Origin of the sequence: Streptomyces hazeniae (genome assembly GCF_031845485.1) — a bacterium.
GTDB classification, from domain to species: domain Bacteria; phylum Actinomycetota; class Actinomycetes; order Streptomycetales; family Streptomycetaceae; genus Streptomyces; species Streptomyces hazeniae.
Genome location: NZ_JAVREQ010000003.1, coordinates 117,728 through 142,960, shown reverse-complemented (window position 1 = coordinate 142,960; position 25,233 = coordinate 117,728). Strand labels below are relative to the sequence as shown.

Genomic DNA, 25,233 nt, shown 5'->3' with positions numbered 1-25,233 from the left:
GCCGCCGCAGCGGCGGAGGGAAAAAGCGGCGTCCGGGCGGGCCGCGATGCGGCCGGCCCGGACGCCGTCAGATCACTTCGGGTCGTGGATGCAGCAGGTGCTGTGGCTGCTCGACACGCTCACGGGGCCGGCCGCGTGGTTGCTGGTGGTCCGCGGCTGCAGGTTCTGGAGCTTCAGAACGCTCATCAGTTCATCTCCTCGGTTGGGTGCGCCAAGCGCGCTGCTGTGACCGGACGGAAGTGCGGCCGAGCACGAGTCAACGACCTGGACCGCACCCGCACATGGGAGATCACCCCCCATATTCCGCACCGCCCTTCCGTCGAACACCCGCCGGTAGGCGGACGGCAGGGCGGGGCAGACCCGGAATGCGGGGGAGGCCCACCGGGACGTCGCAGGGAGAGAAAGCGGCGAAGACGGCCTCCCTGTGCACCTTCGCCCCGCCGCCGTGGGCGAAGGTCGACCTCGGCCACCAGTTCCTGCGGCGCGCGTGGGGACGGGGGCATGCCGCCGAGGCCTACGCAGCGGCACCCGACGGGTTCGACGGCGTCCTTCCGGGTGAGCCGGCGGCACGCGCCAAGGGGACCGCCGACGTCGGCTCGATGCGCCTCGCGGCGCAGCTGGGGTTCACCGAGGCGCAGCGCTTCCGGGCCCGGGACGCCGAGCCGTGGGTCCGCCTGCGCGGCTCCCGTCACGGCCTCCGGCTGAGGCCGGCGGGGTGGGCCCCCGCCGGCCGTAGGGGACGGCTCAGGCGCGACGGATCTGCAGGATGGCGACGCGGGCGTCGTGGGAGTCCACGTGCATCGGGACGGTCTTGGTCCGCTGAAGCCGGATCTGGGTGCCGTTGGTGCCGGGCACCCAGCCGATCTGGTCGATGCCGCCCGGGAAGGCGCGCTTCTCGTGGTTCGGGAGCAGCAGCGGCATCGGGGAGCGGTTCACGTCGCCGGTCCAGACGACGGGGAAGCCACGTGAGCGCCAGTGACCGATGACGTCGTCGCGGTGGGCCCGGAAGTGACGCCCCCACATGTCGTCCCGCCACCCTTCGTGGGGGTCGTCCTTGCCGTTCCAGGCCCCGGCCACGTAGTGGGTGTTGACGAACACGAACCTCGTCTGCGGATCGTCGACCCGGGCCAGCACGGCCTCGGTGACGACGCGGTGCGGTGACACGCCCGCCTTGCCGCCGTGGACCCGGGTGACCCGACGGTCCACGATGTCGTAGTCCCGGGGGATCGACATCGGCACCCGGTGCGCCACGTCGTCGTACTCGAAGATGTTCCGGAAGCTGCTGCCGAAGTGCTGGTTGATCGCGCGTGGCTCCACGCCGTCGTCGTCGCCCTCGCCGATCTCCTGCCAGCCCACCAGCGGCTTGGCCAGATTGCCGTTGATGGTGACGGCGTGCCGGACGGCGCGGACGGCCTCCGCCCGGCGGGCCAGATTGTTGCGGCCGATGTTCGCGGTGACGACCACGAGGCGTGTCCAGTCGGTGGCCGCCCGGGCCTTGCCGGTTGCGGCGACGACTCCGGCGGCACCGAGTGCTGCGCCGCCCCCCAGGGCCAGGGCACGCCTCCTGCTGAGCGCTTCCATGCTTGTGTTCTCCCTCATCTTCCGGCGGTCGGTACGTGCCGCCCTCGGCCGACGGGTGGTCGGCCTCCCCGTGGGAGGACCCTTGCACGAGTGGATCACGCAGCGGAAGAAGGCGTCGGCCGTTCGCTCGCCGGGCCGGTCGGCAGCGCCGCGACGGGGGCGCGGGCGGCTTGCCGACGCCTCGGACGCGTGTGCGCACATGTGTGCTTATGCTGAAAAACAGGACACAGTGACCCCGAGAAGTGAGCCGGGAAGCGCGTATGGACTCCGAGGCCGAGTACGAGGACGACACTTCTGCTGCGGAGGAGAACGGGGAGCCGGAGGGCTCCGGGGCCGTGGAGCCCCGGGCGGAGGATCCGGATGTGCTGCTGGACGTGCCCGGGCTGTCGGTGGACGAGATCAGCCTCGAGGTCGAGGATCTGCGGGCGCGGGTGGCGTTGCGGGCCGAGGTGCTGGACCTCCTCAAGCTGAGTGTGGGAGCCGACGTCGAACTGGGGCGGGTGCACCTGGACATCAAGGGCGTCGAGGCGCAGGCGCTGCTGAAGGTGCGGCTGGACAACGTCGCCGAGATCGTCGGCAGTGTGCTCGGCACGATCGACCGGAACCCGCAGATCCTGGAGCAGATCACGTCCGGCGTCGGCGAGGCCGCTCGCGAGCTGGGGGAGGGAGGACGGCAGGCGGTCGGCGAGCTGGGACGCGGAGCAGGCGAGGCCGTGGAGGAGGTCGGCGAGGGCGCCGGGGGAGCGGTGCAGGACGTGGGCCGGGGCGCCGGCGGGGCTGCGGAGGCCGTTGGCGAGGGCGCGGGCCGGGCCGTGGAGGACGTGGGCGAGGGCGCCGGCGAGGCCGTGGAGGAGGTCGGTGGGGGTGCCGGGGAGGCGGCGAAGGAGGTCGGCGGGGGTGCCGGGGAGGCGGCGCAGGAGGTCGGTGGGGGTGCCGGGGAGGCGGCGCAGGAGGTCGGCGGGGGTGCCGGGGGAGCGGTGCAGGACGTGGGCGGGGGTGCCGGGGAGGCGGCGAAAGAAGTCGGCGAGGGCGCCGGGGAAGCGGTGGAGGACGTCGGCGAGGAGACGGCCGAAGCGGCGGGAGAAGCCGGCCGGGGCGCCAAGGAGGCGGGGCGCGACACGGGGAACAAGGCCGCTCGGGGCGCGGCGAAGAAGGCCGCACGGGGGAAGGCCGCTCCGGGCGAGGCGCGGAAGAGCGCCGCACAGCGCGGTTCCCGCACCACCCGTGGCGCGCAGCGTCGCGCACGGCCGCCGTGAAAGCGGGGCGCCCCAGGGGGCGACGACATCGCCTTCGCCTCACGCGTCGATGCGCGGGAGCTCCGCTTCCACACGCGGCCGGAGACGGCGGTGCGCTTTCACGGCTCGCCCGGCCGGAAGTCCGAGTCCCGCAGCGAGCGCCGCAACCTGCCGGCGAGGATCGACGGGCCGTCCGACCACCGCGACGTGCGGATCGACTACCACCTGGTCAGCCGACTCGACCCGGAGACCTGGGCGGAGGGGTAGCACCCGTCCACCCCCGATCCTCGTGACCGGGATCACGGACGACGCCCTCGACGCCGCGACGCTCGCGGCGCGCTTGTGGGGCGGCGAACAGGCGTACCCGCTGGTGACCGGGGCGTCGGGCGGTCCCACCGCGCACGGCGACCGCCTGGCCACCCGCCGCGACGCGCGGTCCGTGTGGTGGGACCGCCGTGGCCCCTCCGGGCCCGGCATGCCACGATGCCGTCCGTGGATCTCTCATGGCTGATGATCGTTGCCGGGGCCCTCGTGGGCATCTCGGTCGGGCTGACCGGTATGGGTGGCGGGGCCCTGATGACACCGATCATGGTGCTCGTCTTCGGGGTGAACCCCACCGCCGCCGTCGGCAGCGACCTGGCGGCCTCGGTGGCGATGAAGCCGGTCGGCGCCTACGTGCACCACAAGGCCGGCACGGTGCGCTGGGACATCGTGAAGTGGCTGCTGCCCACTGCCGTGCCCGCCGGGTTCGCGGGTGCGTGGCTCATCAGCCTCTTCGGTGAGGGCGAGGAGGTGCAGCACAGGCTCGAACTGGCGATCGGTGCGGCGCTGCTGCTGGCCCTCGCGGGGATGGTGGCGCGCAGTATGCTCACCCGCCGCCGCAACGCCCTGCCGTCGACGGAGCCGACCCGCCTCAAGCCGGTGCCGACGCTCATCGTCGGCCTGGTCGGCGGCCTCGTCGTCGGCGTCACCTCGGTCGGCTCCGGCTCGCTGATCATCGTCATGCTGATGCTCACCCATCCGCGGCTGCGCGCCCAGGAACTCGTCGGCACGGACCTCGTGCAGGCCATCCCGCTGGTCGCCTCCGCCGCCCTCGGACACCTGCTGTTCGGCGACGCCAAGATCGCCCTGGTCGGCACCGTGCTGCTCGGCGCGATCCCCGGCATCTACCTGGGCGCCAAGCTGGCCACCCGCACCCGCGACGACGTGCTGACGTGGATCCTCGCCACCCTGCTGCTCGGCTCGGCGCTGTCGCTCTGGGGAGCCCCCGGCCCGGTCATCCTGATCGCCTGCGGCGCCCTCGTCGCCTTCGCGTCGTTCCGCATGTTCGCCGTCCCCGCCCTGCGCCGCCGCCGAGAAGCCGCCGGGGCCGGGGCTGCCAAGGCCTCCGGCCACACCGCCACCGACCCGGACGCGGACGCGGACCCGGAGCGGTCGGAGCCCACCACACGCCGCTGAGCACGCCACCGGAGGGGACGCACATGGCCACCGATGCCGCCTACCGGGCCACTGCCGGTGGCCCTCTCGACGTGGACCGGGCGTTCTACGACGCGCTCTCCGGCGCCACCGAGAGCCGGGAGCTCGTCGACCGCTTCACGATCCCGGTCCGCTCCGGGCGCGCCTGGGAGGTGCCCGCCGGCCACCTGTGCCGCCTGGTGACGGTCGAGGGCCCGCAGGTCGGGGACCTCAACGTGTGGAACCTGCACGACCCTCGCGAGCGCCTGTGGGCGTCCCGCACGCGCCAGCTCCAGCGCGCCCACGTCAGCACCTACGACCGGCTGTGGTCCACGCTGCCCTTCCTGCGCCCGCTGCTCACCGTCACCGGAGACACCCTCGCCGGGTACGGCAGGGACGCCGAGGGCGGTCGCGTCCACGACCTGCTGGGCACCCGCTGCGACCCGTACGTCAACCGCATGCTGACCGGCGAGGACTTCGACTTCCACTGCCACTCCAACCTCGTGCGGGCCGTGCTGCCGTACGGGCTGACCGAGTTCGACGTGCACGACGTGCTGAACGTCTTCCAGTGCACCGGGCTCAACGAGAACGACCAGTACTTCATGAAGGCCTGCCCGGCCCGCCCCGGGGACCACTTCGAGTTCTTCGCCGAGCTCGACCTGCTGTGCGCCCTGTCCACCTGCCCGGGCGGCGACCTGTCCGTGCCGCTGTGGGGGCCGGACGCCCGCGATCCGCTCGACGTCTGTCACCCGATCGGCGTAGAGGTGTACCGCGTCGATCCCGGCCTGCTCTCCGGCTGGTCCCCGCCGGAACGTGCCGCCTACCGGAACGTGCACGGCATGACGTCACCCGCCTGGGGCGACGGAAAGCGCTGAACGGCGACCGCGCCGCGTCGTGCCGGGCGATGATTTCCGGGCGGGACGGCCGTCCGAAGAGCCGTAGACCCCGCAGCGACGGATCGACGGATCGACGGATCGAGGAGCGAGTCCCATGCGCATCGTGAGCATCGCGTTCATGAGTCTGGACGGTGTCGTGCAGGCGCCCGGCGGGCCCGAGGAGGACACCGACGGCGGCTTCGCGCACGGTGGTTGGACGGGTCCGTTCTTCGACCCGGAGGTGGTGGGCGGCGCCTTCGACGACGCGCTGAACGCCGCCGACGCGGCGTTGTACGGCCGCCGCACCTGGCAGGCGATGGCCCGTGCCTGGCCGGAGCGTGCAGGTGACCCGTTCGCCGACCGGCTGAACGCGCTGCCGAAGTACGTGGTCTCCCGCACCCTGGCCGAGGACGACCTGACCTGGGACAACACCACCCTCATCCCCGGTGACGAGGCCCCCGCCCGCCTCCGCGCACTGCGCGGCGGGGACGACGGCAACCTGCTGGTCATGGGCAGCCCCACCCTCGTCCGCAGCCTGCTGGAGGAGGACCTGGTCGACGAACTCCGCCTGATCGTCATGCCGGTGCTGCTCGGCGGCGGCAAGTCGGTCTTCCCGGCCGGCGGCGCCCTCCGCACCCTCGAACTCGCCGCCAGCACGACCAGCCCCGCCGGTGTGCTGGTGTGCACCTACCGCCGCGCCGCCGCGGATGGCTGAGCCGGCCGCACCGGCGCCGGCGACGCCGGGCCCCACCCGCCCCGAGCACTGGGACGCCCACTACGCCGCCGGTCGCGGCTTCGCGCCGCTCGGCGACACCGAGCGGCGCCTTCTCGCGGACCTCTGCCCGGCGCGGGCGGGCGCCCTCGCGCTGGAGGTCGGATGCGGCCTGGGGGAGCTCGCGCGCCACCTGGCCGCCACCGGGTACCGGGTGGATGCCGTCGACTGCTCCGGCGAAGCCGTGGACCGTGCCGCCGCGGCAGCCGGTCCGGACGCCGCGACGAGGGTACGGTTCCTGCGCTTCGACATCGAGGACGACGACCTCGGAGCGCTGCCGAACCCGGCCTACGACCTGGTCGTCTTCCGGCTGAGTTACGCCTTCGTACGCGACCGCGCCCGCCTCCTGCGCGCACTGGGCCGACGGCTCCGCGACGGAGGCGCGCTGGTCGTCATCACCCCGGTCGCCGCGCGGACACCCGCGCACAAGCGGCACATCGCCCTCGACGAGAGCGAGATCGCCACGCTGACCGGAGGGTGGACGCAGGCGCTGCGCCGGGACGCGGACGGCCTGGCGATGCTCGTCCTGCGCGGCCCGGTTGCGCGGGACGCGACCACGGCGACGTCGACGTCGTGAGGGAGACGGGCGCGGGGACGCGCGGTGCGCGGTGACCGTCGTGGGCTGCTGCTGCCGGGTCGCCGACAGCGCCGCAGCGGCCCACGGCGCCGGGTCAGATGAGGGGCCTGCCGTTGCGGCGGGCCTCGGCCCACTCGCGGTAGAACGCCCGGCTGATCACGAACAGCACGCCGGCCACGATGACCGGCCATATCAGGATGTACACGGTCAGGGCGAGAGTGGTCACGGTGCCTCCGGGTTGCTCACTTGATCTTCACGGTCGACTCGGACTCGGCGTCGTCGATGCCAGGCTGTGGCGGAACGCCCGCCTCGACGTCGTGGGCGGCCGGTGCCCGGGCCGCGGCTTCGCCGTCGTCGAAGTCGCCGGTGCGCTGGGCGATGACGGCGAAGTCGAAGCCTTCCCGCTGCCGCGTGGACATGGCCCAGCAGATGACGGTGCTGACGGAGTAGGCGACGAGGGAGCCGCACAAGGTCGCGTACTCGTGCAGGGAGCCGAGGGCGAACGGGGCGGAGAGCGCTGTCGCCAGCACGCCGACGACCTTCGCCACCTTCGCGCCCAGGAAGCCGAACACCATCAGGCCCAGCACGACGCCGATGCCGATGACCGACAGCACGTCCACGGTGATGCCGACGGCTCCGTGGGCGGCTTCCATGGGGATCCAGGCGAAGCGGACCGGCAGGAACACCGCGAGTGCCGCGAGTACCGAGGTGGTGAACGCCCTTCCGGTGACCTTGTCCCAGTAGAAGCTGGCCAGCACCGGGAAGACGAGGGCGCCCCACAGCGCGCCGACGAACACCAGCAGGTCGAGGATGCTCAGTTGCAGGCTGGCGAAGGCGACGGCCGCAGCGGTCGCCACGACCATCGTGAGGCGTCCGACGAGCAGCATCGTTCGCGGGTTCGCGTTCTCCTTGCCGGAGATGTTCTGGCCGTAGACGTCGGTCATCATGATCGAGGACAGTGCCGAGAGGTCGGAGTCGGCGGTGGAGGACAGCGCGCCGATGATCATGACGAAGAACGCGGCCAGCAGCAGGGGCGGCAGATAGGTCGCGGCCATCCCCGGGATGATGTTGTTCAGATCGCCGCCGGCCGGCTCGAAGCCCAGGTACAGGGCGAGTACACCGAGCATGCCGACGCCGATCACCATGGCGCCGTAGCCGATGGTCGCGGTGACGAAGGTCGGCTTGATCAGGGTCTCCTTCACCGCGAAGAGCCGCTGCGCGATGGTCTGGTTGCCGATGGCGTACGCCAGCACCGCGGCGATGTAGGGGGCGCCCTGCTGCATGAACGCCTCGCTGGAGAAGAAGTTTCCCTGCTGCGGGGTCAGGTTTCCCGCACCCGTCTCGAACACCGCCGGGAAGTCCGCCGCGACGAAGACGAACGGGACGATGACCGCCACTGCTCCGAGCATCGCGAGGACCTGCACGAAGTCGGTCAGCACCGAGGCGCGGAAGCCGGACCACAGGGTGTAGAGCAGGACGCCCGCAGCCACGGCGAAGACTCCCTGGACGAAGGTGAACGGCGACAGCAGGGAGATCAGCACGCCGCCGGCGATGAAGTTCGACATGAGGCTGATGAGGCTGCCGACGACGTTGGAACCGGCGAGCATCAGCTGACTGGAGCGGCCGTGCCGCGCGTACATCACCTCTGCCAGCGTGTGGGCCTTCGGCGCGACTGCTCGGATGCGCTTCCCGAAGGGGTAGATGAAGAGGATCATCAAGGCGCCCCAGAGCCCGTAGTGGACGGGCCCCGATATGCCGTACTGGTAACCGGACGTGGCGGACGCGTACATCGAGGACGCCCAGATCCAGGTCGCCGTCATGCTGGCGGCGGAGATCCCGAAGCCGATGTTGTTGCCGGCGGTCATGTAGCCGTCGGCGTTCTCTTCCCTCTTGCCGATGCGGGTCGAGATCAGGAAGGTCCCTCCGTAGAAGAAGACCAGCAGACCCACTACCACCACGGCGCTGAACCGGGCTGTCTCCAGTCCGTCCACAGGCGCCACCTCCTCGTGCTCGGTGGAGCCCGGTCGGCCGCGGCTCCGGCACCGGCCGGGGGCCTGTGGGCGCGTTCTGCGCGCTGCGAGCGGCGGGAAGGGGCTCCAGGCCCGGCAACGGTGGCGTCGGCACCGGAACCGGGGGCGTTCACAACAACGTGCGGACCCTTTGAACCCGCAAACCTTCCGCACGTTAACAGCCTCTTTACGGCGCCACGCCTGTGGGCGGCTCCGGGGTCCGTGAGGTGCACTCCTGCCTGATTCGGGGCAGTAACAGGTGATGCTTGCACGTTCACCTCATCGACATGCCCGCTTTGTCGTGCCCGTGGTGTCCGTTTGCGCCTGCTTCTTTACGCGTCGCAGATGCGACGTCAATGTGCTTTCGGTGTGGTAGGGATCACCGGCCACGACGCGTCCGGGCCTTCCGCCGGGTCCACCGAGGCGAGGGCGGAGGCCCGTCCGGACATCAGGCCCGACAGCCCGGCGCCGGGGCTCTCGCCACCGGCGCCGGGCTGTCGGACCGGGCTGCCCCGGGGGAACTACGACACGATGTCCTTGCGGGAGAAGTTGCGGAAGGCGAGGGCGAAGAGCACCAGGGCGAAGGTCACGGACACCGCAGCGCCCTTGACCATCCCGCCCCACTCCACCTGAGGTTGCAGCGCGTCGACCCAGGCGAACTGCCAGTGTGCGGGCAGTGCTTGACGCCAGCCGCCCAGCGCCTCCACCGCGTCCAGGACGTTGCCGATGATCGTCAGCCCCACGGCGCCGCCGACGGCGCCGAGCGGGGCGTCGGTCTTGGTCGACAGCCAGAACGCCAGCCCGGCGGTGACCAGTTGGGAGACGAAGACGAACGCCACGATCACGCCGATCCGCAACAGGGTGTCGCCCGCCGGCAGCGAGCCGCCGGCCGGCAGCTTCAGCGGCCCCCAGCCGTAGGCGAGGGTTCCCGAGACGAGACCCACCAGGGGCAGCAGCAGCATCGCCGCCGCGCTGAACCCGAGCGCGACCGCGAGCTTCGACCACAGCAGCCGCGTGCGGGGCACGGGCGCGGCGAGCAGGTAGCGGAGGGACGACCAGTTGGCCTCGGAGGCGACCGTGTCGCCGTGGAACAGCGCGACCGGCACGACCAGCAGGAAACCGGCCGACACGAAGAGGCAGGTGGCGGCGAAGTTCGCACCCGAGGCGGTGGCGGTGTCCATCAGGTTGATGCGCCTGCCGGGGCCGTCGTCGGCGGGGCTGCCTCCGATCGCGAAGGCCGCGATGAGGATCAGCGGCAGCGCGCCCAGGACGGCCGCCATCGCGAGGGTGCGGCGTCGCTTGAGCTGCCGCAGCGCCTCCACCCGCAGCGGCAGCGTGCGCCCGGCGCGGTAGCCGGGCGCGGACGGCCCGGACGGCCCTGCCTTCGTGGCGGACGTCGCGGGCGCGGATGTGGCGGGCGCCGGTGCGCCCGGTCCGGTGTTCACCGGCGCGCTCATGCGGATGCTCCGATCAGGGTGAGGAAGGCGTCTTCCAGGCGGTGGTGCGGGGCGACGCCGCTCACGGGCACGTCCAGACGTACCAGTTCGGCGACGAGCGTCGCCGCCGGGGCGCCGTCGAGCCGCACGAGCAGCCCTTCGTCGGCACGTACGGCGGAACGGATCCCGGGCAGCGCCGCGATCTTCTCGACGGTCGGCTCGGGGACCGCGTGCTCGGTGGTGACGAGCAGGGTGTCGCCCTCGCCGGTGATCTCGCCGACCGGGCCCGCCTGGACCAGCCGGCCGCGGTCCATGACCACCAGGTGGGTGCAGCACTGCTCGACCTCGGAGAGCAGGTGGCTGGAGACGATGACGGTCCGGCCGTCGGCCGCGTAACGGGTCATCACCTCCCGCATCTCGCGAATCTGCGGCGGGTCGAGACCGTTGGTCGGCTCGTCCAGGATCAGCAGGTCCGGCATCCCGAGCATGGCCTGGGCGATGGCGAGCCGTTGCCGCATGCCCTGCGAGTACGTGCGGACGGCGCGGGCCAGCGCGTCGCCGAGCCCGGCGATCTCCAGGACCTCCTCGATCTGCGCGTCGGCGGCCGGGCGCCCGGTGGCCGCCCAGTACAGCTCCAGGTTCTCCCGGCCGGACAGGTGCGGCAGGAATCCGGCTCCCTCGACGAACGCGCCGACCCGGGACAGCACGGGCGCACCGGGCCGGATGGCGTGGCCGAAGACCCGGATCTCCCCTTCGTCGGGGCGGATCAGGCCCATCAGCATCCGCAGGGTGGTCGTCTTGCCGGCGCCGTTCGGGCCGAGAAGGCCGAGCACCTGGCCCGGCTCGACGCGGAAGGACAGCTCCCGCACGGCGTACCGGTCGGAGGCTCCGGCGTAGCGCTTGGTCAGGCCGGTGATCTCCAGCGGCACCTCGGCACGTCCGGGGTCCGGGGCGGGCGGCACGGACCGGCGGCGTGCGGTGAGCAGGAGGGCGGCGGCCAGCACGGCGCCTGCGGCGGGCAGTGCCCACACCCACCACGCCAGCCCCGCGTCCTCGGTCCGCACGTCCGGCGCGGTGGGCACGGAGAGGGCTCCCGTCACGGAAGCGGTGTAGCGCGCGGGCTCGTCGGGGGACGCGTACCCGAGGTCGGTGGCGGCCAGCACCAGCCGCAGCCGGTGCCCGGCGTCGACCTCGTGGTCGACGGCCGGAAGGGTCAGCTCGACCTTCCTGCCGTCCCGCGCGTCCTCGATCCGGACCGGGGCGACCAGCTGCGAGGGCAGGACCTGCCGGCTGCCGCCCGGCCCGACGTCGTAGAGCTTGCCGAACAGCACCGCTTCGCCGCTGTCGGAGGCCACCTCGACGTCGACGGTGGGCGTGCCGGTGATGCGCAGTGGGCGGTCCAGCGGCGCCGACTCGAACCGCGCGTGCTGGCCGGGGAAGTCGAGGGAGATCCCGACGCCGAATGAGGAGAGCGCGCCGGCGCCGCCGCTCAGTCCCGGGACGGAGGAGATGGCCGGCGGTGCGCCGCCCGCGGGGTTGGCGAACCGCTGTTCCGGTCCGGAGAGTTCCACCTCGCGGGTGCCGGCGGTGAGGCCGGGGTAGGAGGTGCTGGTCGCGCCGCGTGAGGTCACCTGGCCGTCGGTGGAGTCGATGCCGCCGGTGCGGGTCACGCGGAACGCCGGGCCGGTGTCCGCGTTCTCGTCCTGCTTGAGGTGGCGGTCGAACCAGGCGCCGATACGGGCCTCGACGCGGGCGGTCTCGCTGTCACCGCCGTCGTGGCCCCCGGAGATCCAGTCGACGGCGACCGGGGCGCCGTTGCCGCGGATCGCCTCGGCCATGGCGTCCGCGTGGGAGAGGGGGAAGAGCGAGTCGGACTGCCCCTGGACGAGGAGCGCGGGCTCGTCGATGCGGTCGGCGAACGCCGACGGGCTCCGGCTCTCCAACAGCGCGCGGGCCTCCGGGTCGGGCTTCCCGGCCACGGCGACCCGCTGGTACATGGCGCAGAGTTCCTTCGTGAACGCGCCGCACGCCGTGGGGTCGGCAGGCTCCGGGGTGCCGCCGTCCGCAGGAGACTCCGCAGGGGCCGCGGAGTCTCCTGCGGGGTTCGCCCCGGACCGTTCGCGGCCGTCCGCGGGGTCCTCGGCCGGCGGCTCGCCGGTCGTCGGGCCGCCCGGTGCCAGGCCGCCGGGGGCGGCCGCCGTACCGGTCGAGAAGAAGATCCCGGCCCACAGCTTCTTGAAGACGCCGTCGGGGAAGAGCGCGTCGGCGAGGTTTCCGTAGGTGATCCGGGGCGCGAGCGCGTCCACCCGCTCGTCGAGGGCCGTCGACAGCAGGGAGACGGCGCCCCCGTACGAGGAGCCGCTGATGCCGACGCGCGGGTCGCCGTCCCCGTCGCGCTGCACCTCCGGACGCTCCGCCAGCCAGTCGATGAGCCGGGAGACGTCCGCGACCTCGCGTTCCGGGTCGTTCAGGCCGATCTTCCCGGTGGACTCACCGAAGCCGCGCGCGGACCAGGTGAGGACGGCGTACCCGTCCCGCGCCAGCTGCTCGGCCTGCGCGCGGACGTCCTGCTTGCTGCCGCCGAAACCGTGCGCGAGGAGCACCGCGGGCCGCGGCCGGTCGCCACCCGTCGTGAAGTACGAGGTGTCGATTTCCGCCCCCGGCATGTCGTGCACCCGTTCCTGGCGGTGCACGGTGGGTGCTGAGTCGTCGGCGGACGCGACCCAGCTGCCGGTCCCGGCGAGTACGGCGACGGTGGCCGCGCCCGCGAGCCACCGGCGGCCCTTCCGCCGGAAATGTCGGATCTGCATGAAGTGAACCTCAACGTATGTGGAATCTCGGCTTCTGGTGGTCAACGGCCGCCGCCACCCCGGCGTTCCACCTGGCCCGGCCGACCCTCGGCCGGTGGCCGATGTCCCACCCTGCGTCGACTCGGGTACGCGGCCGGCTCCCCTGCCCCGGTCGGCGTCGCCCGACCGCGGGCGGACAGCCGTCCGCGTGCCGCCCCCCGGTGCCGCCCCGGCGGCGACGGCCGGCCGTCGAAGGGCCGGGCGTGGCTCTGAGATGACCGTCCTTTTGAAGGTTTCGTCTCGTGTTCGCCCTGAATCTGCGTCGAAGTCTCCACCGAAGGTTCAACGATACCGTTGAAGGTATGGATGCCGACATCAAGCCCACCACCCATGCCGTCGAGGCCGGCGCCCTGAGGGAAGTGCTCCCGGCCCGGCCCCGGATGCTCGCCCTGGGGGAGCCCATCCACGGCGAGGACGCGCTGCTGGAGGTGCGCAACGCCCTCTTCCGGCAGCTCGTCGAACAGGAGGGCTACCGGACGATCGCGATCGAGAGCGACTGCCTGGCGAGCCTCGTCGTGGACGACTACGTCACCTCGGGCGCCGGGACCCTCGACGACGTCATGGAGCGCGGGTTCAGCCACGGATGGGGCGCCTCCGCCGCCAACCGCGCGCTCGTGCGCCGGCTGCGGGAACACAACGACGACCGGCCCGCGTCCGAACAGGTCCGGTTCGCCGGGTTCGACGGGCCGCTGGAGATCACCCACGCCGCGAGTCCCCGCCACGCCCTCACCGCCCTGCACGGCTACCTCGCGGCCTGCGTGGACACGGACCTGATGCCCTGTACGGCGTCGGCGCTCGACGACCTGCTCGGCGCCGACGCCCCGTGGACCGAACCCGCCGCCATGAGGGATCCGGCCGAGTCGGTGGGGCAGTCGGCCGAGGCCGGTCGGTTGCGGCTGCTCGCCGACGACATGGTGGCCCTGCTCGACGCGCACCGGCCGCACGCGGTCGCGGCGACGTCCCGCGAGGCTTTCGACCGCGCGCGCCTGTACGGGCGCACGGCGACGGGCCTGCTGCGCTACCACCACGCGATGGCCGACCCCTCACCGGCTCGCATGACCCGGCTGTGCGCGCTGCGCGACCTGATGATGGCCGACAACCTCCTCGCCCTCGCCGAACGCGGCCCGGTGCTCGCCCACGCCCAGAACTCCCACTTCCAGCGGGAGAAGAGCTCGATGCAGATGTGGCAGGGGCGGGTGGAGTGGTGGAGCGCCGGCGCGCTGGTGAGCGAGCGGCTCGGCGAGGAGTACGCCTTCGTCGCCACCGGCCTCGGCACCCTCCGCCACCACGGTGTGGACACCCCGCCGCCGGACAGCCTCGAAGGACTCCTGCATGCGCTGCCGGAAGACCGCTGCCTCGTCGACGCACCCCGGCTGGCCACCGCCCTCGGCGACACCCGTCTCGCGCGCCTCGCGCGGCGAACGTCCCCCTGGTTCGGCTACGCCCCGCTCGACCCGGACCACCTGACGAGCGTCGACGCCCTCCTCTTCCTCAAGGACGTCCCGCGGAGCGCGCCTGCGGCCGCGGCCCGCGCCTCGTCAGGGCGGGCGTAGCCGGCGCTGACGCCCCGCCTTCGGCGGTCACCTGGGGCGTCGGTGGCGGTGGATGCTTCGGGGGCGTGGGGTCGGGCGGGGGGTGGGGGGCCGGCTCTGGCGGGCGGCGGTGAACTCCGCGTAGCCGGAGCCGGCCGGGGGTGGTGGGGGAGTGGGTGTGTCGGTGGTGCGGCAGGCGGGGCAGCGTGTCTCGTCGGTGCCGGGTGGTGGGGTGAAGAGGCGGGGCTGGTCGTGGCGTGTGGTGCATTCGCGCATGCGGGAGAGGCGTGGTTCCGGTGCGGGGGTGGCGGGTGTCGCGGGCGGGGGTGGGGGCACGTCGGGGAGGGCGTGCCGGAGTCGCCAGTGCAGGGCGCCGAGTGGGTTGCGGGCGCCTTCCAGGCCGTCGGTGAGGGCGTGGCGGATGTGCAGGAGGGAGAGGCCGCTGTCGAGCCATGGTGCGGCGAGTGGTGCCCAGCGTTGTGCGGTGCGGGCGGGCAGGGCGAGTTGGGGGTCGATGCGGCCGAGGGAGAGCAGCAAGGTGTGTGCGGCGGCGTGTTGCGCGGCGGGGCCGGGGCCGGGCGTGGCCACCGGTTCGTCTGCGGGTTCGGGGGTGGGGTTGGTGGGTGGGGTGGTGTTCTCCCGGGTGTTCTTCTTGTGGAGGCGGCCGACGGCCGGACGGGTCGGCTGTCCGGGGGCCGGTGGAGCGGCACTCGGCGGCTGCACGTCCGTGCGGGACGTCGTCTTCCTGTCACCGGGCGGGGGTTGGTGGCCGTCGCGGGCGGCGAGAGCTTCCTTCGCGCTGAGCGGGGTGTTGGCGACGAGCTGGACGGTGAGGAAGCGTCCTCCGTCGGCGCGGAGCGTCCACTGGTGGAGATAGCCCTCGTCCAGGAGCTGGCGTTTGGCCTTCTGGAAGGCGCACTTCTTGATTCCGGCGCGGCGGGCGGTGTCGCTGAGGCACTGGGCCTCGCTCGCGGGGAGGGAGAGCTGCCAGGTGAGGAGGGTCTTCGCGTCCGGTGACAGGCGCGGGTGGCGGAGGATGGTGTTCGGGATCTGCGCGTACGCACGCGCAGGAGGGATAACATGCCGAAGCATCTCGGGGACTCCTCTTAAGTCCTCTGGGGTGTAGGCCCCCGGGTCGGTGCGTCCAACACCTCCGGGGGCTGCCTCATGTTCGGGACGAGGCAACCCGTTCAGTCGGCACAGTACACCGCACGGTGACGGTGTGGCCATCAACCATTGCGCAGTGTGATGATCTGCCAAGGTGTCCCAGGTTCGACGCCTCTCCCCGTGTACGCATGGTCAGCGTACGCGCACGTTCGGTGGCGTGTGGTGAGTCGCCTGCGTCACGCTGTACGCGGTCGGGTGCGCGAGGCGCGCCGGCGTCGAGCGAGGAGAGGCGCGGATGACGACGGGTGGAGTGGAGACCACGGCGGGGGAGTGGGAGCGGGAGCCTGATCCGTCGGACAGCCTGCGGACGTTCGGCGCCGTGGTGCAGGCGTTGCGCGAACACGCCGGAATCAGCCGCACGGAGTTCGGGACGCGGGTGCGGTACTCCAAACACACCGTGGCCTCCGTGGAGTTGGGGCGGCGCATGCCGGACGCGTCGTTCGTGGACCGGGCGGAGGAGGTGCTGGGAAACACCGGCGCGCTGCGCCGGGCGGCACAGCACCTCTCGCGCGGCGAACCGGGGCTGGCGGTGTGGTTCCGCCGCTGGGCGCGACTGGAGAGGGTCGCGGTGAGCCTGTGCACGTACGAATGCCGGCTGGTGCCGGGCCTGTTGCAGTCCGAGGGCTATGCGCGGGCCGTCTTCGACAACAGCATCCCGCTGCTGACGGACGAACAGCTGGAGGCGCAGGTCGTCGCGCGGCTGGAGCGTCAGGAGATGCTGGCGAACCGGCCGCACGTGCCGTTCAGCTTCATCGTGGAAGAGGCGGTGCTCCGGCGCGGGCTGGGCGGCACGGACGTGATGCGTGGGCTGTTCGACCACGTGCTGGCGTACACCGCGCCGCGCAACGTGACGTTGCAGGTGGTGCCGCTGGGCGCGCCGTATCACGCGTGTCTGGACGGGCCGATGCGGCTGTTGGAGACCTCGGAGGGGCGACGGCTGGGTTACTCCGAGGGACAGCAGAACGGCCGCCTCATCGCTGACGCGAAAGAGGTGAGCCTGCTGCACCAGCGTTATGACACACTGCGCTCGCAGGCCCTGCCGCCACAGGAATCGCGGGACCTGCTGGAGCGACTGCGAGGAGAACTGTGAGCACCGACGCACTCACCTGGTTCAAGTCCAGCCACAGCGGCACGCAGGGCGACGACTGCGTCGAGGTGGCCGTGGCCGCCGACGCCGTTCACGTGCGGGATTCCAAGGACCTCACCCGCCGCCCCTTCGCCGTCGGCCGTGAGGGCTGGGCGGCGTTCCTGCGTTTCGCCGCCTGCGGATGACCCGCCGGACGGGCGGGCGTCGCGTCAGCGGTCGGCGTCCGAGGCGGCCCCGCCGCCGTCCGGATCACGCCCCGACGTCGCCGCCCGCTCACGGGCGAGGCGTTCGCCCAGCTCGTCGACGACCAGGCGCTCCGGGTCGATCGCGCCGGTGCGATACGCCGTACGTCCGACGACCTGACCGGTGACCGGCACGGTGACCAGCTGGAACAGCGCCACAAGGGCCAGCATCAGCGCGTAGGAAAGGGGCAGTTGCACAGCCGTTCCCGCGAGGACGAGCAGCAGCCCTGCGGTCTGGGCCTTCGCGGCTGCGTGCAGCAGGGAGAGCGTGTCGGGGAAACGCAGCATTCCCACCGCGCCCAGGAGGCAGAACGTCGCTCCGCTCAGGAGCAGGACGGCGGCGACGACATCGCGGACGGTCCCGGGGTCGGGGGTCATCGCATGCCCTCCCGGCGCTCGACGAGGTAGGCCGCCGTCACCGTGCCGACGAAGGCCAGCAGCGCGAGCACGACCAGTACCGGCAGGCTCGTGGTCTCCCGACGGGCGGCGATGCCCGTCGCCGCCCCCGCGACGATGAGCGTCACGAGCATGTCGAGGGCGACGATCCGGTCCAGGGCGCCGGGCCCGCGCAGCAGCCGCACGGTGGTGAGGAGTCCGGCGACGGACACCATGGTCAGGGTGACGGCGAAGACGACGTTCACGGCGGGTCCTCCTCGGGGCCGGAGCCTGGGCGGTCGGGATGTGCGGACGTCCCTCCGGGGCGGGGCTCCGCGCCGCGCGGCGCGAGCGTGTGGATGACGCGGTGTTCCGCGTCCCGCACCCCGGCGCGACGGCGCTCGGCGGCCGTGCGGTCGCGCACCGGAAGAGTGTGGACGTACAGCAGGCGCCGCTCGCGGTCGATCTCGACCACCAGATCGCCCGGTGTGAGGGTGGTCAGCACGGCCGTGGCGGTGATGAGGAAGTCGGTGTCGGAGTGCAACCTCACCTCCAGGACGGCGGCTCTCGTCGCGGGCCCGCGACGCAGCGCCGCCCAGGCGACCGTGGCAGCGGAGGCGAAGACCTCGACGACGACGTACGCCAGGAGGCGGACGAGCCGCAGGGGCCGCAGCGCGGCGTACGGCCGGTCGCGGGGAAGGGGGAACGCCGCCAGCACCGCGGCGGAGGCGACCAACCCGCCGAGCACGGTGAGCGTGCTGACCTCGCCCCACAGCAGCAGCCACAGCAGCCACAACCAGACGAGTGAGGGCAGCCGCCGGACGACCTTCTTCACCGTCCCGCCCCCTTCAGCACGGCACTGCGATAGGAGTCCGGGCGCAGCAGATCCTGGGACGCACGTGCCCCGATGTCCGCCAGCGGACCGGCAGCCAGGGCCACGGTGAGGCCGATCACGGCCATCCCCGCCGTCGCGCCCACCATCAGGCTTCCGGCGCCTCGCCCGGCGCCCGGCCGGCCGGTGTGGCGCCCCGCTGCCGGCGTGGTCTCCGCCTCGGGCCGCTCCGTGCGCAGGAAGGCCCGGTGCCAGATCCGCGACATGGCGTACAGGGTCAGCAAGCTGGTGAGCACCGCGGCCCCGGCCAGCACGTACGCGAGGAGAGTGCCGTGGCGGACGCCGGCCTGGAGCAGCGCCACCTTCGCCACGAACCCGGAGAACGGCGGCACGCCGGCCACACTCAGCGCGGGCAACGCGAACAGCAGCGCGACCACCGCGCTGGGCGCAGCCTTGCCCGCCATCCGGTGCAGCGCGGACGTGCCGGTCCGGGCCACCACGAGCCCGGCGACGAGGAACAACGCGGCCTGCACCACGATGTGGTGGACCATGTAGAGGATCGTGCCGGTGAGTCCGGCGACGTCGAAGAGCGCCAGGCCGAAGAGCATGAAGCCCATGTGGCTGACCAGGGTGAACGCAAGCACCCGGTTCACGTCCTCCTGGGCGATCGCGCCGAGGATGCCCAGCAGCATCGCCGCCACCGCGACCACGGCCACCAGGACCCAGAGGTCCGTGCGCGGGAAGACCAGGGTCTGCGTGCGCAGGATCGCGTACATGGCCACTTTGGTGAGCAGCGCCGCGAACACGGCGGTGATCGGGGCGGGAGCAGTGGGATAGCTGTCGGGGACCCAGAAGTGCAGCGGCACCAGCGCGGCCTTGATGCCGAAGACCACCAGCAGCAGCAGGCCGAGCGCGGTCCGCAGTCCCTCCGGCAGGGAGTCGACCCGGCCGGCCAGTTGGGCGAGCGTGACCGTGCCGGTGGCGGCGTAGAGGAGGGCGATCGCCGTGAGGAACAGCAGCGAGGAGACCAGGGAGGTGATGACGTACGTCATCGCGGCGCGGGTCCGTGGCTCGCCGGCGTCCAGGGTGATCAGCACGTACGACGCCGCGAGCATCATCTCGAAGGCGACGAACAGGTTGAACAGGTCTCCGGTGAGGAACGCCAGAGCGACCCCGGCCACCAGCAGCAGGTAGGCCGGATGGAACACGCTCGCGGTGCCCGGCCGTTCTTCGGCCGCGCCCTGCCCGATGGCGAAGACGAGCACCGCGAGCGCCACCGCCACGGCGACGCTCAGCAGCAGGGCGGACAGCCGGTCGGCGACGAGGGTGATGCCGACCGGGGCGTCCCAGCCCCCCGCCCGCAGCACGAGCGGCCCCCGCCGGTCGGCGAGCACCAACAACGCGACCGCGTCCGCGAGGACGGTCGCCAGCACGACGACGCTGGCCGTCTGCATCGTCACGTGACGCCGGGTCAGCAGCGACATCCCCGCTGCCAGCACAGGCACCAGCACCGGAAGGGCGAGCAGAACCGTCACGGCTGTCCTCCCCGCCGTCCGTCGGTACCGGGCACGTCGCCCTCTTCCACGGGCGGGACGTCCACCAGCGCCGGGTCCTCGCCCGCCCGTTCGCGCGTGGTGCCGATCAGACGGTCCTCCAGGTCGTCCTGCACCTCGTCGTGGCCGGAAAGCCGCCACGACCGGTATGCCAGAGCCATCAGGAAGGCCGACAGGCCGAAGGTGATGACGATCGAGGTGAGCGCCAGAGCCTGCGGCAGCGGGTCGGCGAACCGCCCGAGGTTCCCGGACGCAGCGCCGCCCTCCACCACGGGAACCCGTCCCGGTCCGCCTCCGGCCACCAGGAGCAGCAGGTTCGTGCCGTGGCCGAGTACCAGGAACCCGAGCACGATGCGCATCAGCGGCCGTTGCAGCATCAGGTAGAAGCCGACCGCGAACAGCACTCCCACGGTGAGGGCCATGGTCACGTCGAGAGTTCTCATGCGGTGCGGTCCTCCAGTGACGTGCCCACGGCCGACAGCAGTTTCAGGGTGACGCCGACGACCACCAGGTAGACGCCGACGTCGAAGAAGAGGCTGGTGGCGAACTTCAGGTCACCCAGCAGGGGAAGGTGCGCCGTGACGAGGGTGCTGGTGAGCATCGGCGCGCCCGCCGCCATCGGCAGCAGCGCGGTGACGGCCGCGACCGCCAGCCCGCCGCCCGCAACCGCGCCCGGGCGCACCGGAAGGGTGAGGCCCAGATCGGCCCGGCCGCCCACCAGATAGCGCAGCACCAGCGCCTGGCCGGCCACCAGGCCCCCGGCGAAGCCTCCGCCGGGCCGGTAGTGACCGGAGAACAGCAGGAACAGGGAGAACACCACGATGGACAGGAAGAGCAGGCGGGTGACCACCTCCAGCAGCACGGACCGCTCGAAGCCGGGCCGTTCGTGCGCTCCGGGGAGCCACCTTCCCCGGGGTTCGTCCCAGTGCGCCCGCGCCCCGGCTGCTCGTCGGTCCCCCGCCCGCCGCGCCGGACCGGAAACCGCCGAGGGCCGCGAGGGCAGGACTTCCCCGCTGCGTCCCCTGACCTGGACGAGGCTCACCACGCCGATCGCCGTCACCAGCAGAACGGAGATCTCCCCGAGCGTGTCCAGGGCACGAAACTCGACCACGACGGCGTTCACCGCGTTGTAGGCGCCCGTCTCCTTCAGCCGCAGCAGCAACTCCTCCGAGGCGGGCCGGACCCGCGGCCCGGAGGTTGCCGCCAGGGCGAAGAAGGCCACCAGCACGCCGACGCCGACGGACACCGCCCCGCGGAGGGTGCGCACCCTCCGAGCGGTGTGTCCCGGCGTGAACCGGGCCGGCATCCGCCGCAGCACCAGCACGACCACGACCAGCGTCATCGTCTCGACCAGGAACTGCGTCAGGGCCAGGTCCGGCGCGCCGTGCACCAGGAACAGCCCCGCCACGCCGTACCCGACCGCGCCGACCAGCAGCACGCCCGTCAGCCGGTGGGTGATGCCGACGACGGCGACGGCGGCGGCCACCACCACGAGAGCGGGAGGCACCTCCATCAGCGACCACCACAGGGGCACGTCGTCCAGCTCCGGTACGGCCAGCAGAAGCGCACCGCCGGGCACCAGCAGCACCGTGGCCAGCAGCACGGTCAGATAGGCCGGAAGCGAGCCCGCCTGGGTACGACGGGTGACGCCCACGGCGACGACCCCCAGCGCCTGCACGACCGCGCGGTAGCCGAGTGAGGGGCCCGGGGGCCGGAATCGCCTGCCCAGCGCTCGCACCGCGCCACGGGCCACGGCGTCCCGCAGCAGGAACACCAGAACACCGGCGGCCAACGTCAGTGCGGAGAGCCCGAGCACAGGCGTGAAGCCGTGCCACAGGCTGATCTTGTACGCACCTTCCGGCCCTGGCGGAAAGGCGCGGGCGTACGCGGTGGCCAGGTCGGCGGTCCCCGTGTACCAGACGCCCAGCACCGCTCCGGCCGCGGCGAGCGCGGCCGTCGGGGCGAGGAGCGCGGCGGGCGGGGGCGAGACCTGCGCCGCCGAATCGCCCGGACGGCCGCCGAAGGCTCCGCGGACCAGACGGGCGCCGTAGGCGACGGTGAAGGCGGCCCCCAACGTGAGGCCCACCAGCAGCCCCTGCCGTGCGGGCAGCCCGTAGCCGTGCAGGAAGGCTTCCAGGGCCGTCTCCTTGCCGAGAAAACCGACCAGGGGCGGCAGTCCCGCCAGCGAGGCCGCGGCGAGGGCCCCGACCGAGGCGAACAGCGGCCATCGCCTGCCCACCCCGGACAGCTCCCGCAGGTCCCGGGTCCCGGCCTGGCGATCCAGGATCCCGACAGTCAGGAACAGCGCCGACTTGTACGCCGCGTGCGCGAGCAGCAGCACCACACCGGCGAGTGCGGCCGTCCGGGTACCCGCGCCGAACAGCGCGGTGAGCATGCCGAGCATGCTCACCGTCCCGTAGGCGAGCAGCCGCTTGAGGTCCGTCTCCCGCAGCGCCAGCACGGCGCCCAGTACCAGCGAGAGCAGCCCCACGCAGAGCACGAGCGGCCGCCAGACGGGCACCTCGGCGAAGCCGGGCGCCAGCCGGGCCACGAGATACACCCCCGCCTTCACCATGGCGGCCGCGTGCAGGTACGCGCTCACCGGTGTCGGGGCGACCATGGCGGCGGGCAGCCAGCCGTGCAGCGGCATCTGCGCGGACTTGGCGAATGCTCCGACCAGGACGAGCACCACCGCCGCGCCGACCGTGCCGCCCCGGGGCGGATCGGCCAGGACCTCGGAGATCCGGTAGCTGCCCGCGGCTTCGCCCAGCATCACCAGCCCCAGCAGCATGGCCAGGCCACCCGCCACCGTCACCAGCAACGCCCGCTCCGCCGCGGCCCGCCGCTCCGCCCCTTCGCCCCGCCCCGCGATGAGCAGGAACGACACGACGGTGGTCAGCTCCCAGAACACGTAGAGCACCAGCAGGTTGTCGGCCAGGACGAGGCCGGTCATCGCCCCGGCGAACGCCAGCAGCAGCCCGGCCTCGCGGCCCGCGTCCCGCTCGACGTAGGTGCGGGCGAAGACGAGCACGGCGGTACCCACGCCGCCCACCACCCACAGCATCGTCAGCGCGAGCGCGTCCAGCCGCAGGTCCAGGACCAGGCCCAGGGAGGGCGCCCAGTCGAGACGCGCCACCACGGGCTCGTTCGCCAGCACGCGGTCCGCCTGCACGGCGCCCCAGGTCACCGTGGCCAGCGGGACGAGTGCCGCGAGCAGCCACACCGCGCGCCCCGCGTGCCGCGCCGCCCAGGGGAGAGCCGCCGCGACTCCCGCGTGCGCGGCCAACAGGAACCACACGGTCCGTCCTCCCTGATGCGCTTCCGGGCATCATCGCTCGCCCGTCCGCCGGGACCGGGCCACCACGCGGTGCCGCACCGGCCACCCGCCCCGTTCGGCACACCCGGAGGGTGGAGTCGCGGCGTGACGGCCTTTCGCCCGGGCATGCTGTGCCTGCGGGAGACGGCGGACCGATGAGGTGAGTACCGTGCCGACGCGGCATCAAACACCAGGCGCGCCACCGCCCGAGCCGTGGCGGCTGGCCGGGGACATGGACGCCGCTGTGTGGCGGCTGCCGGTGCGGGAGGTGCCGCGATGGCGGCTGCCGCACGGGGCACGGCCCCTCGTCGTCGGCGGCAAGGTCACCCTGGTCACGTTCTGGGTGGACTACCGGCCCCCCGGCGTGCTGGCCTACCGCGAACTGCTCGCGGCCCTCGCGGTGACCCACCGCGGGCGGATCGCCGGGACGGCCGTCGCCGGATGGGTGGACGACGAACGGTCCCTGCGCGGGGGCCGGGAGCTGTGGGGCATCCCGAAGGAGCGGGGTGTGTTCGTCTTCAGCCGCGACGCCTCCCGCCTCCGGGCGCGGCTGACGACCGCGGACGGCGGGACCGTGCACGGCGACCACCGGACGGGCGTGCCGCTGCCCGGGCCCTTTCCGGTGCGCGCCCACCTGGTGCAGGACGTGGGCGGGGAGGCGGTGCGCGTGCCGCTGCGCGTGACCGGCCGTCCGTACGTGGGGCGGCGTGCCCGGTTCACCGTGGACGGGGGAGGTCCGCTGGGATTCCTCGACGGGCGCAGGCCCACGGCGACCGTGGCGCTGCGGGGCTTCCGGTTCGCCTTCGGGCGCGCGGCCCCCGGCGTCTGAGAGAGGCCCCGGCGGTGCGCGTGTCCGCATGGCAAAACGCGTTATGCACCTTACGCGGGGCCGTGCCAGGCTGCGTCTCGTGCTGGGGATAACGGATCTCCCCACCTACCTGGTGGGGCTCGCGCTGATCATTCTGCTGCCGGGACCGAACTCGCTCTACGTCGTGTCGGTCGCGGCGCGGCGCGGCGTGCGCGCCGGGTACCAGGCGGCGGGCGGAGTGGTGTGCGGCGACGCAGTGCTGATGGCGCTCTCCGCGGGCGGAGTGGCCTCGTTGCTGCAGGCCAGCCCGCTGGCCTTCGCGGTGGTGAAGTTCGCGGGGGCCGGGTACCTGACCTGGCTCGCCGTCGGCCTGCTGCGGGGGGCCTGGCGGCTCTGGCGGCGCCGGGGCGAGAGCCGCGCGCCCGACGCTCCGGCCGAGGCCGCAGCCGGCACGGGGGAACGGCCGTACCGGCGGGCGCTGGTGGCCAGCCTGCTCAACCCGAAGGCGATCCTGTTCTTCGTCTCGTTCTTCGTGCAGTTCGTGGACCCGGCCTACCCGCACCCCGCGCTGTCGTTCGTCGCGCTGGGGCTGTGGGCGCAGCTGTTCAGCATCGCCTACCTGTCCGTGCTGATCTTCTCCGGTACGCGGCTGGCAGCCGCATTCCGCCGGCGCCGCCGCCTCCAGGCCGGCGCGTCGGCCGCTGCCGGAACGGCGTTCCTGGGCTTCGCCGCGAAGCTCTCCCTGGCGAGCTGACCCCGCACAGAGCCCTGAGCCGCCCCGGTGGGAGGAGGGGCGGGCCCCGGGCCGGTGCGGCGCTCGCCGAAAACCCTTCGAGACGACGCACATCCCGCTTCTACGATGGGCCGATGCCGTCGATCAAGCAGATCCAGATCACCTTCGACTGCGCGGAACCGGAGCGCGTCGCGCGCTTCTGGCGCGAGGCGTTGGGGTACGAGGTGCCGCCGCCACCGGAGGGTTTCGCCACCTGGAGTGATGCCGACCGCGCACGGCCGCACGGGCACCAGGGGCCGGCGTACGCGTGGATCGATCCCGTGGGCACCGAGCCGCGGATGTTCTTCCAGCGCGTTCCCGAAGGCAAGACCGTCAAGAACCGCCTGCACCTCGACGTGCGGACCGGCACCGGGCTCGTGGGTGAGGAGCGCGTGGCCGCGCTGGAGGCCGAATGCGCACGGCTCGTCGCGCTCGGCGCCGTCCGCGTGCGCCTGCTGCCCGCCGACGAGGAGGACGAGTCCTGCCTCGTGATGCAGGACGTCGAGGGCAACGAGTTCTGCCTCGACTGACCGTTCGCGTCAGGAAATGCGCGCCAGGAAAGGGGCCCCGGCGGACGCCAGGCGTCCACCGGGGCCCCTCCTCGACGCGGGCTATCGCGCGCCGGCGTGGTCGTCCATCATCCGGATGATCCTGATCTCCCGGATGAGGCCGGGGAACTCGCGCACGAGCAGGGCGAGCGCCAGCCCGCCGAGCAGTGCGCCCTGTGCGATGAGCACGTTTCTGGCCATGGCCATGGTGA

Annotated in this window: 27 protein-coding genes; 13 read left to right on the top strand and 14 right to left on the bottom strand. The window is 72.8% G+C overall.

Annotated elements, in window-relative coordinates; all coding sequences use genetic code 11:
• Positions 1–72: 72 nt before the first annotated feature.
• Together RM572_RS05845 and RM572_RS05840 are read right to left on the bottom strand one after the other, a co-directional pair.
• Positions 73–186, bottom strand: a complete 114-nt coding sequence (locus RM572_RS05845) for a class III lanthipeptide (RefSeq protein WP_311672204.1) — start codon at positions 184–186, stop codon at positions 73–75.
• A gap of 558 nt (positions 187–744) precedes the next feature.
• Positions 745–1,581 (bottom strand): hypothetical protein, encoded by an 837-nt coding sequence (locus tag RM572_RS05840; RefSeq protein ID WP_311672203.1) that lies wholly within the window; start codon positions 1,579–1,581, stop codon positions 745–747.
• A 260-nt stretch (positions 1,582–1,841) separates the two neighbouring features.
• Here RM572_RS05840 and RM572_RS05835 point away from each other — a divergent pair, with 260 nt between their 5' ends.
• From RM572_RS05835 to RM572_RS05805, 7 genes are all read left to right on the top strand, one after another.
• Positions 1,842–2,837: a hypothetical protein gene (locus tag RM572_RS05835; RefSeq protein ID WP_311672202.1), complete on the top strand. Its 996-nt coding sequence runs from the start codon at positions 1,842–1,844 to the stop codon at positions 2,835–2,837.
• Between the two features lie 90 nt (positions 2,838–2,927).
• Positions 2,928–3,083 (top strand): hypothetical protein, encoded by a 156-nt coding sequence (locus RM572_RS05830; protein WP_210732773.1) that lies wholly within the window; start codon positions 2,928–2,930, stop codon positions 3,081–3,083.
• A 22-nt stretch (positions 3,084–3,105) separates the two neighbouring features.
• Positions 3,106–3,327, top strand: coding sequence for a hypothetical protein (locus RM572_RS05825; RefSeq protein ID WP_136181951.1), 222 nt, complete (start codon positions 3,106–3,108; stop codon positions 3,325–3,327).
• On the top strand, positions 3,300–4,274 hold the full coding sequence (locus RM572_RS05820; RefSeq protein WP_311672201.1) for a sulfite exporter TauE/SafE family protein: 975 nt from the start codon (positions 3,300–3,302) through the stop codon (positions 4,272–4,274). The genes RM572_RS05825 and RM572_RS05820 overlap by 28 nt, the downstream gene beginning before the upstream one ends.
• A 23-nt stretch (positions 4,275–4,297) precedes the next feature.
• The gene (locus RM572_RS05815; RefSeq protein ID WP_311672200.1) at positions 4,298–5,146 is read left to right on the top strand and encodes an urea carboxylase-associated family protein; all 849 of its coding nucleotides are present in this window, start codon (positions 4,298–4,300) and stop codon (positions 5,144–5,146) included.
• 115 nt (positions 5,147–5,261) lie between these two features.
• Positions 5,262–5,861, top strand: a complete 600-nt coding sequence (locus tag RM572_RS05810; RefSeq protein ID WP_311672199.1) for a dihydrofolate reductase family protein — start codon at positions 5,262–5,264, stop codon at positions 5,859–5,861.
• Positions 5,854–6,495 carry a class I SAM-dependent methyltransferase gene (locus tag RM572_RS05805; RefSeq protein WP_311672198.1) on the top strand — a complete coding sequence of 214 codons (642 nt, stop codon included), beginning with the start codon at positions 5,854–5,856 and terminating at the stop codon, positions 6,493–6,495. The genes RM572_RS05810 and RM572_RS05805 overlap by 8 nt, the downstream gene beginning before the upstream one ends.
• Before the next feature lie 94 nt (positions 6,496–6,589).
• On the opposite strand, the gene RM572_RS05800 is transcribed toward RM572_RS05805, so the two are convergent.
• The 4 genes from RM572_RS05800 to RM572_RS05785 form a co-directional block, all read right to left on the bottom strand.
• The gene (locus tag RM572_RS05800; protein ID WP_027763205.1) at positions 6,590–6,721 is read right to left on the bottom strand and encodes a putative transporter small subunit; all 132 of its coding nucleotides are present in this window, start codon (positions 6,719–6,721) and stop codon (positions 6,590–6,592) included.
• 16 nt (positions 6,722–6,737) lie between these two features.
• Positions 6,738–8,486, bottom strand: coding sequence for a sodium:solute symporter family protein (locus RM572_RS05795; RefSeq protein WP_311672197.1), 1,749 nt, complete (start codon positions 8,484–8,486; stop codon positions 6,738–6,740).
• 539 nt (positions 8,487–9,025) lie between these two features.
• Positions 9,026–9,961, bottom strand: coding sequence for an ABC transporter permease (locus tag RM572_RS05790; protein WP_311672196.1), 936 nt, complete (start codon positions 9,959–9,961; stop codon positions 9,026–9,028).
• Positions 9,958–12,750, bottom strand: coding sequence for an alpha/beta fold hydrolase (locus RM572_RS05785; RefSeq protein ID WP_311672195.1), 2,793 nt, complete (start codon positions 12,748–12,750; stop codon positions 9,958–9,960). The genes RM572_RS05790 and RM572_RS05785 overlap by 4 nt, the downstream gene beginning before the upstream one ends.
• Before the next feature lie 341 nt (positions 12,751–13,091).
• Here RM572_RS05785 and RM572_RS05780 point away from each other — a divergent pair, with 341 nt between their 5' ends.
• Complete coding sequence (locus RM572_RS05780) at positions 13,092–14,342, top strand: erythromycin esterase family protein (protein WP_311672194.1); 1,251 nt, start codon at positions 13,092–13,094, stop codon at positions 14,340–14,342.
• 27 nt (positions 14,343–14,369) lie between these two features.
• On the opposite strand, the gene RM572_RS05775 is transcribed toward RM572_RS05780, so the two are convergent.
• Positions 14,370–15,413 (bottom strand): hypothetical protein, encoded by a 1,044-nt coding sequence (locus tag RM572_RS05775; RefSeq protein WP_311672193.1) that lies wholly within the window; start codon positions 15,411–15,413, stop codon positions 14,370–14,372.
• Between the two features lie 310 nt (positions 15,414–15,723).
• On the opposite strand from RM572_RS05775, the gene RM572_RS05770 reads away from it, so the two are divergent.
• Positions 15,724–16,578 carry a helix-turn-helix domain-containing protein gene (locus tag RM572_RS05770; RefSeq protein WP_311672192.1) on the top strand — a complete coding sequence of 285 codons (855 nt, stop codon included), beginning with the start codon at positions 15,724–15,726 and terminating at the stop codon, positions 16,576–16,578.
• The gene (locus RM572_RS05765; protein WP_311672191.1) at positions 16,575–16,760 is read left to right on the top strand and encodes a DUF397 domain-containing protein; all 186 of its coding nucleotides are present in this window, start codon (positions 16,575–16,577) and stop codon (positions 16,758–16,760) included. The genes RM572_RS05770 and RM572_RS05765 overlap by 4 nt, the downstream gene beginning before the upstream one ends.
• 24 nt (positions 16,761–16,784) lie before the next feature.
• On the opposite strand, the gene mnhG is transcribed toward RM572_RS05765, so the two are convergent.
• Genes mnhG through RM572_RS05735 form a run of 6 tightly spaced genes read right to left on the bottom strand, consistent with a single transcriptional unit; the run spans position 16,785 to position 22,875 of the window.
• Complete coding sequence (gene mnhG, locus RM572_RS05760; protein ID WP_311672190.1) at positions 16,785–17,195, bottom strand: monovalent cation/H(+) antiporter subunit G; 411 nt, start codon at positions 17,193–17,195, stop codon at positions 16,785–16,787.
• A complete protein-coding gene (locus tag RM572_RS05755; RefSeq protein WP_311672189.1) occupies positions 17,192–17,458 on the bottom strand; it encodes a monovalent cation/H+ antiporter complex subunit F in 267 nt (88 codons plus the stop codon). Before RM572_RS05755 ends, mnhG begins: the two co-directional genes overlap by 4 nt.
• A complete protein-coding gene (locus RM572_RS05750; protein ID WP_311672188.1) occupies positions 17,455–18,027 on the bottom strand; it encodes a Na+/H+ antiporter subunit E in 573 nt (190 codons plus the stop codon). The genes RM572_RS05755 and RM572_RS05750 overlap by 4 nt, the downstream gene beginning before the upstream one ends.
• A complete protein-coding gene (locus tag RM572_RS05745) occupies positions 18,024–19,559 on the bottom strand; it encodes a Na+/H+ antiporter subunit D (RefSeq protein ID WP_311672187.1) in 1,536 nt (511 codons plus the stop codon). Before RM572_RS05745 ends, RM572_RS05750 begins: the two co-directional genes overlap by 4 nt.
• Positions 19,556–20,020: an NADH-quinone oxidoreductase subunit K gene (locus tag RM572_RS05740; protein ID WP_311672186.1), complete on the bottom strand. Its 465-nt coding sequence runs from the start codon at positions 20,018–20,020 to the stop codon at positions 19,556–19,558. Before RM572_RS05740 ends, RM572_RS05745 begins: the two co-directional genes overlap by 4 nt.
• Complete coding sequence (locus tag RM572_RS05735) at positions 20,017–22,875, bottom strand: Na+/H+ antiporter subunit A (RefSeq protein ID WP_311672185.1); 2,859 nt, start codon at positions 22,873–22,875, stop codon at positions 20,017–20,019. Before RM572_RS05735 ends, RM572_RS05740 begins: the two co-directional genes overlap by 4 nt.
• 187 nt (positions 22,876–23,062) lie before the next feature.
• On the opposite strand from RM572_RS05735, the gene RM572_RS05730 reads away from it, so the two are divergent.
• The 3 genes from RM572_RS05730 (at position 23,063) to RM572_RS05720 (ending at position 25,003) form a co-directional block, all read left to right on the top strand.
• On the top strand, positions 23,063–23,722 hold the full coding sequence (locus tag RM572_RS05730; protein WP_311672184.1) for an acetoacetate decarboxylase family protein: 660 nt from the start codon (positions 23,063–23,065) through the stop codon (positions 23,720–23,722).
• Positions 23,723–23,801: 79 nt separating this feature from the next.
• On the top strand, positions 23,802–24,455 hold the full coding sequence (gene leuE / locus RM572_RS05725; RefSeq protein WP_311672183.1) for a leucine efflux protein LeuE: 654 nt from the start codon (positions 23,802–23,804) through the stop codon (positions 24,453–24,455).
• Positions 24,456–24,568: 113 nt separating this feature from the next.
• Positions 24,569–25,003, top strand: a complete 435-nt coding sequence (locus RM572_RS05720; RefSeq protein ID WP_311672182.1) for a VOC family protein — start codon at positions 24,569–24,571, stop codon at positions 25,001–25,003.
• An 81-nt stretch (positions 25,004–25,084) separates the two neighbouring features.
• Here the strand turns inward: RM572_RS05720 and RM572_RS05715 are convergent, their stop codons facing one another.
• Complete coding sequence (locus RM572_RS05715) at positions 25,085–25,228, bottom strand: hypothetical protein (protein WP_168711332.1); 144 nt, start codon at positions 25,226–25,228, stop codon at positions 25,085–25,087.
• Positions 25,229–25,233: the final 5 nt, after the last annotated feature.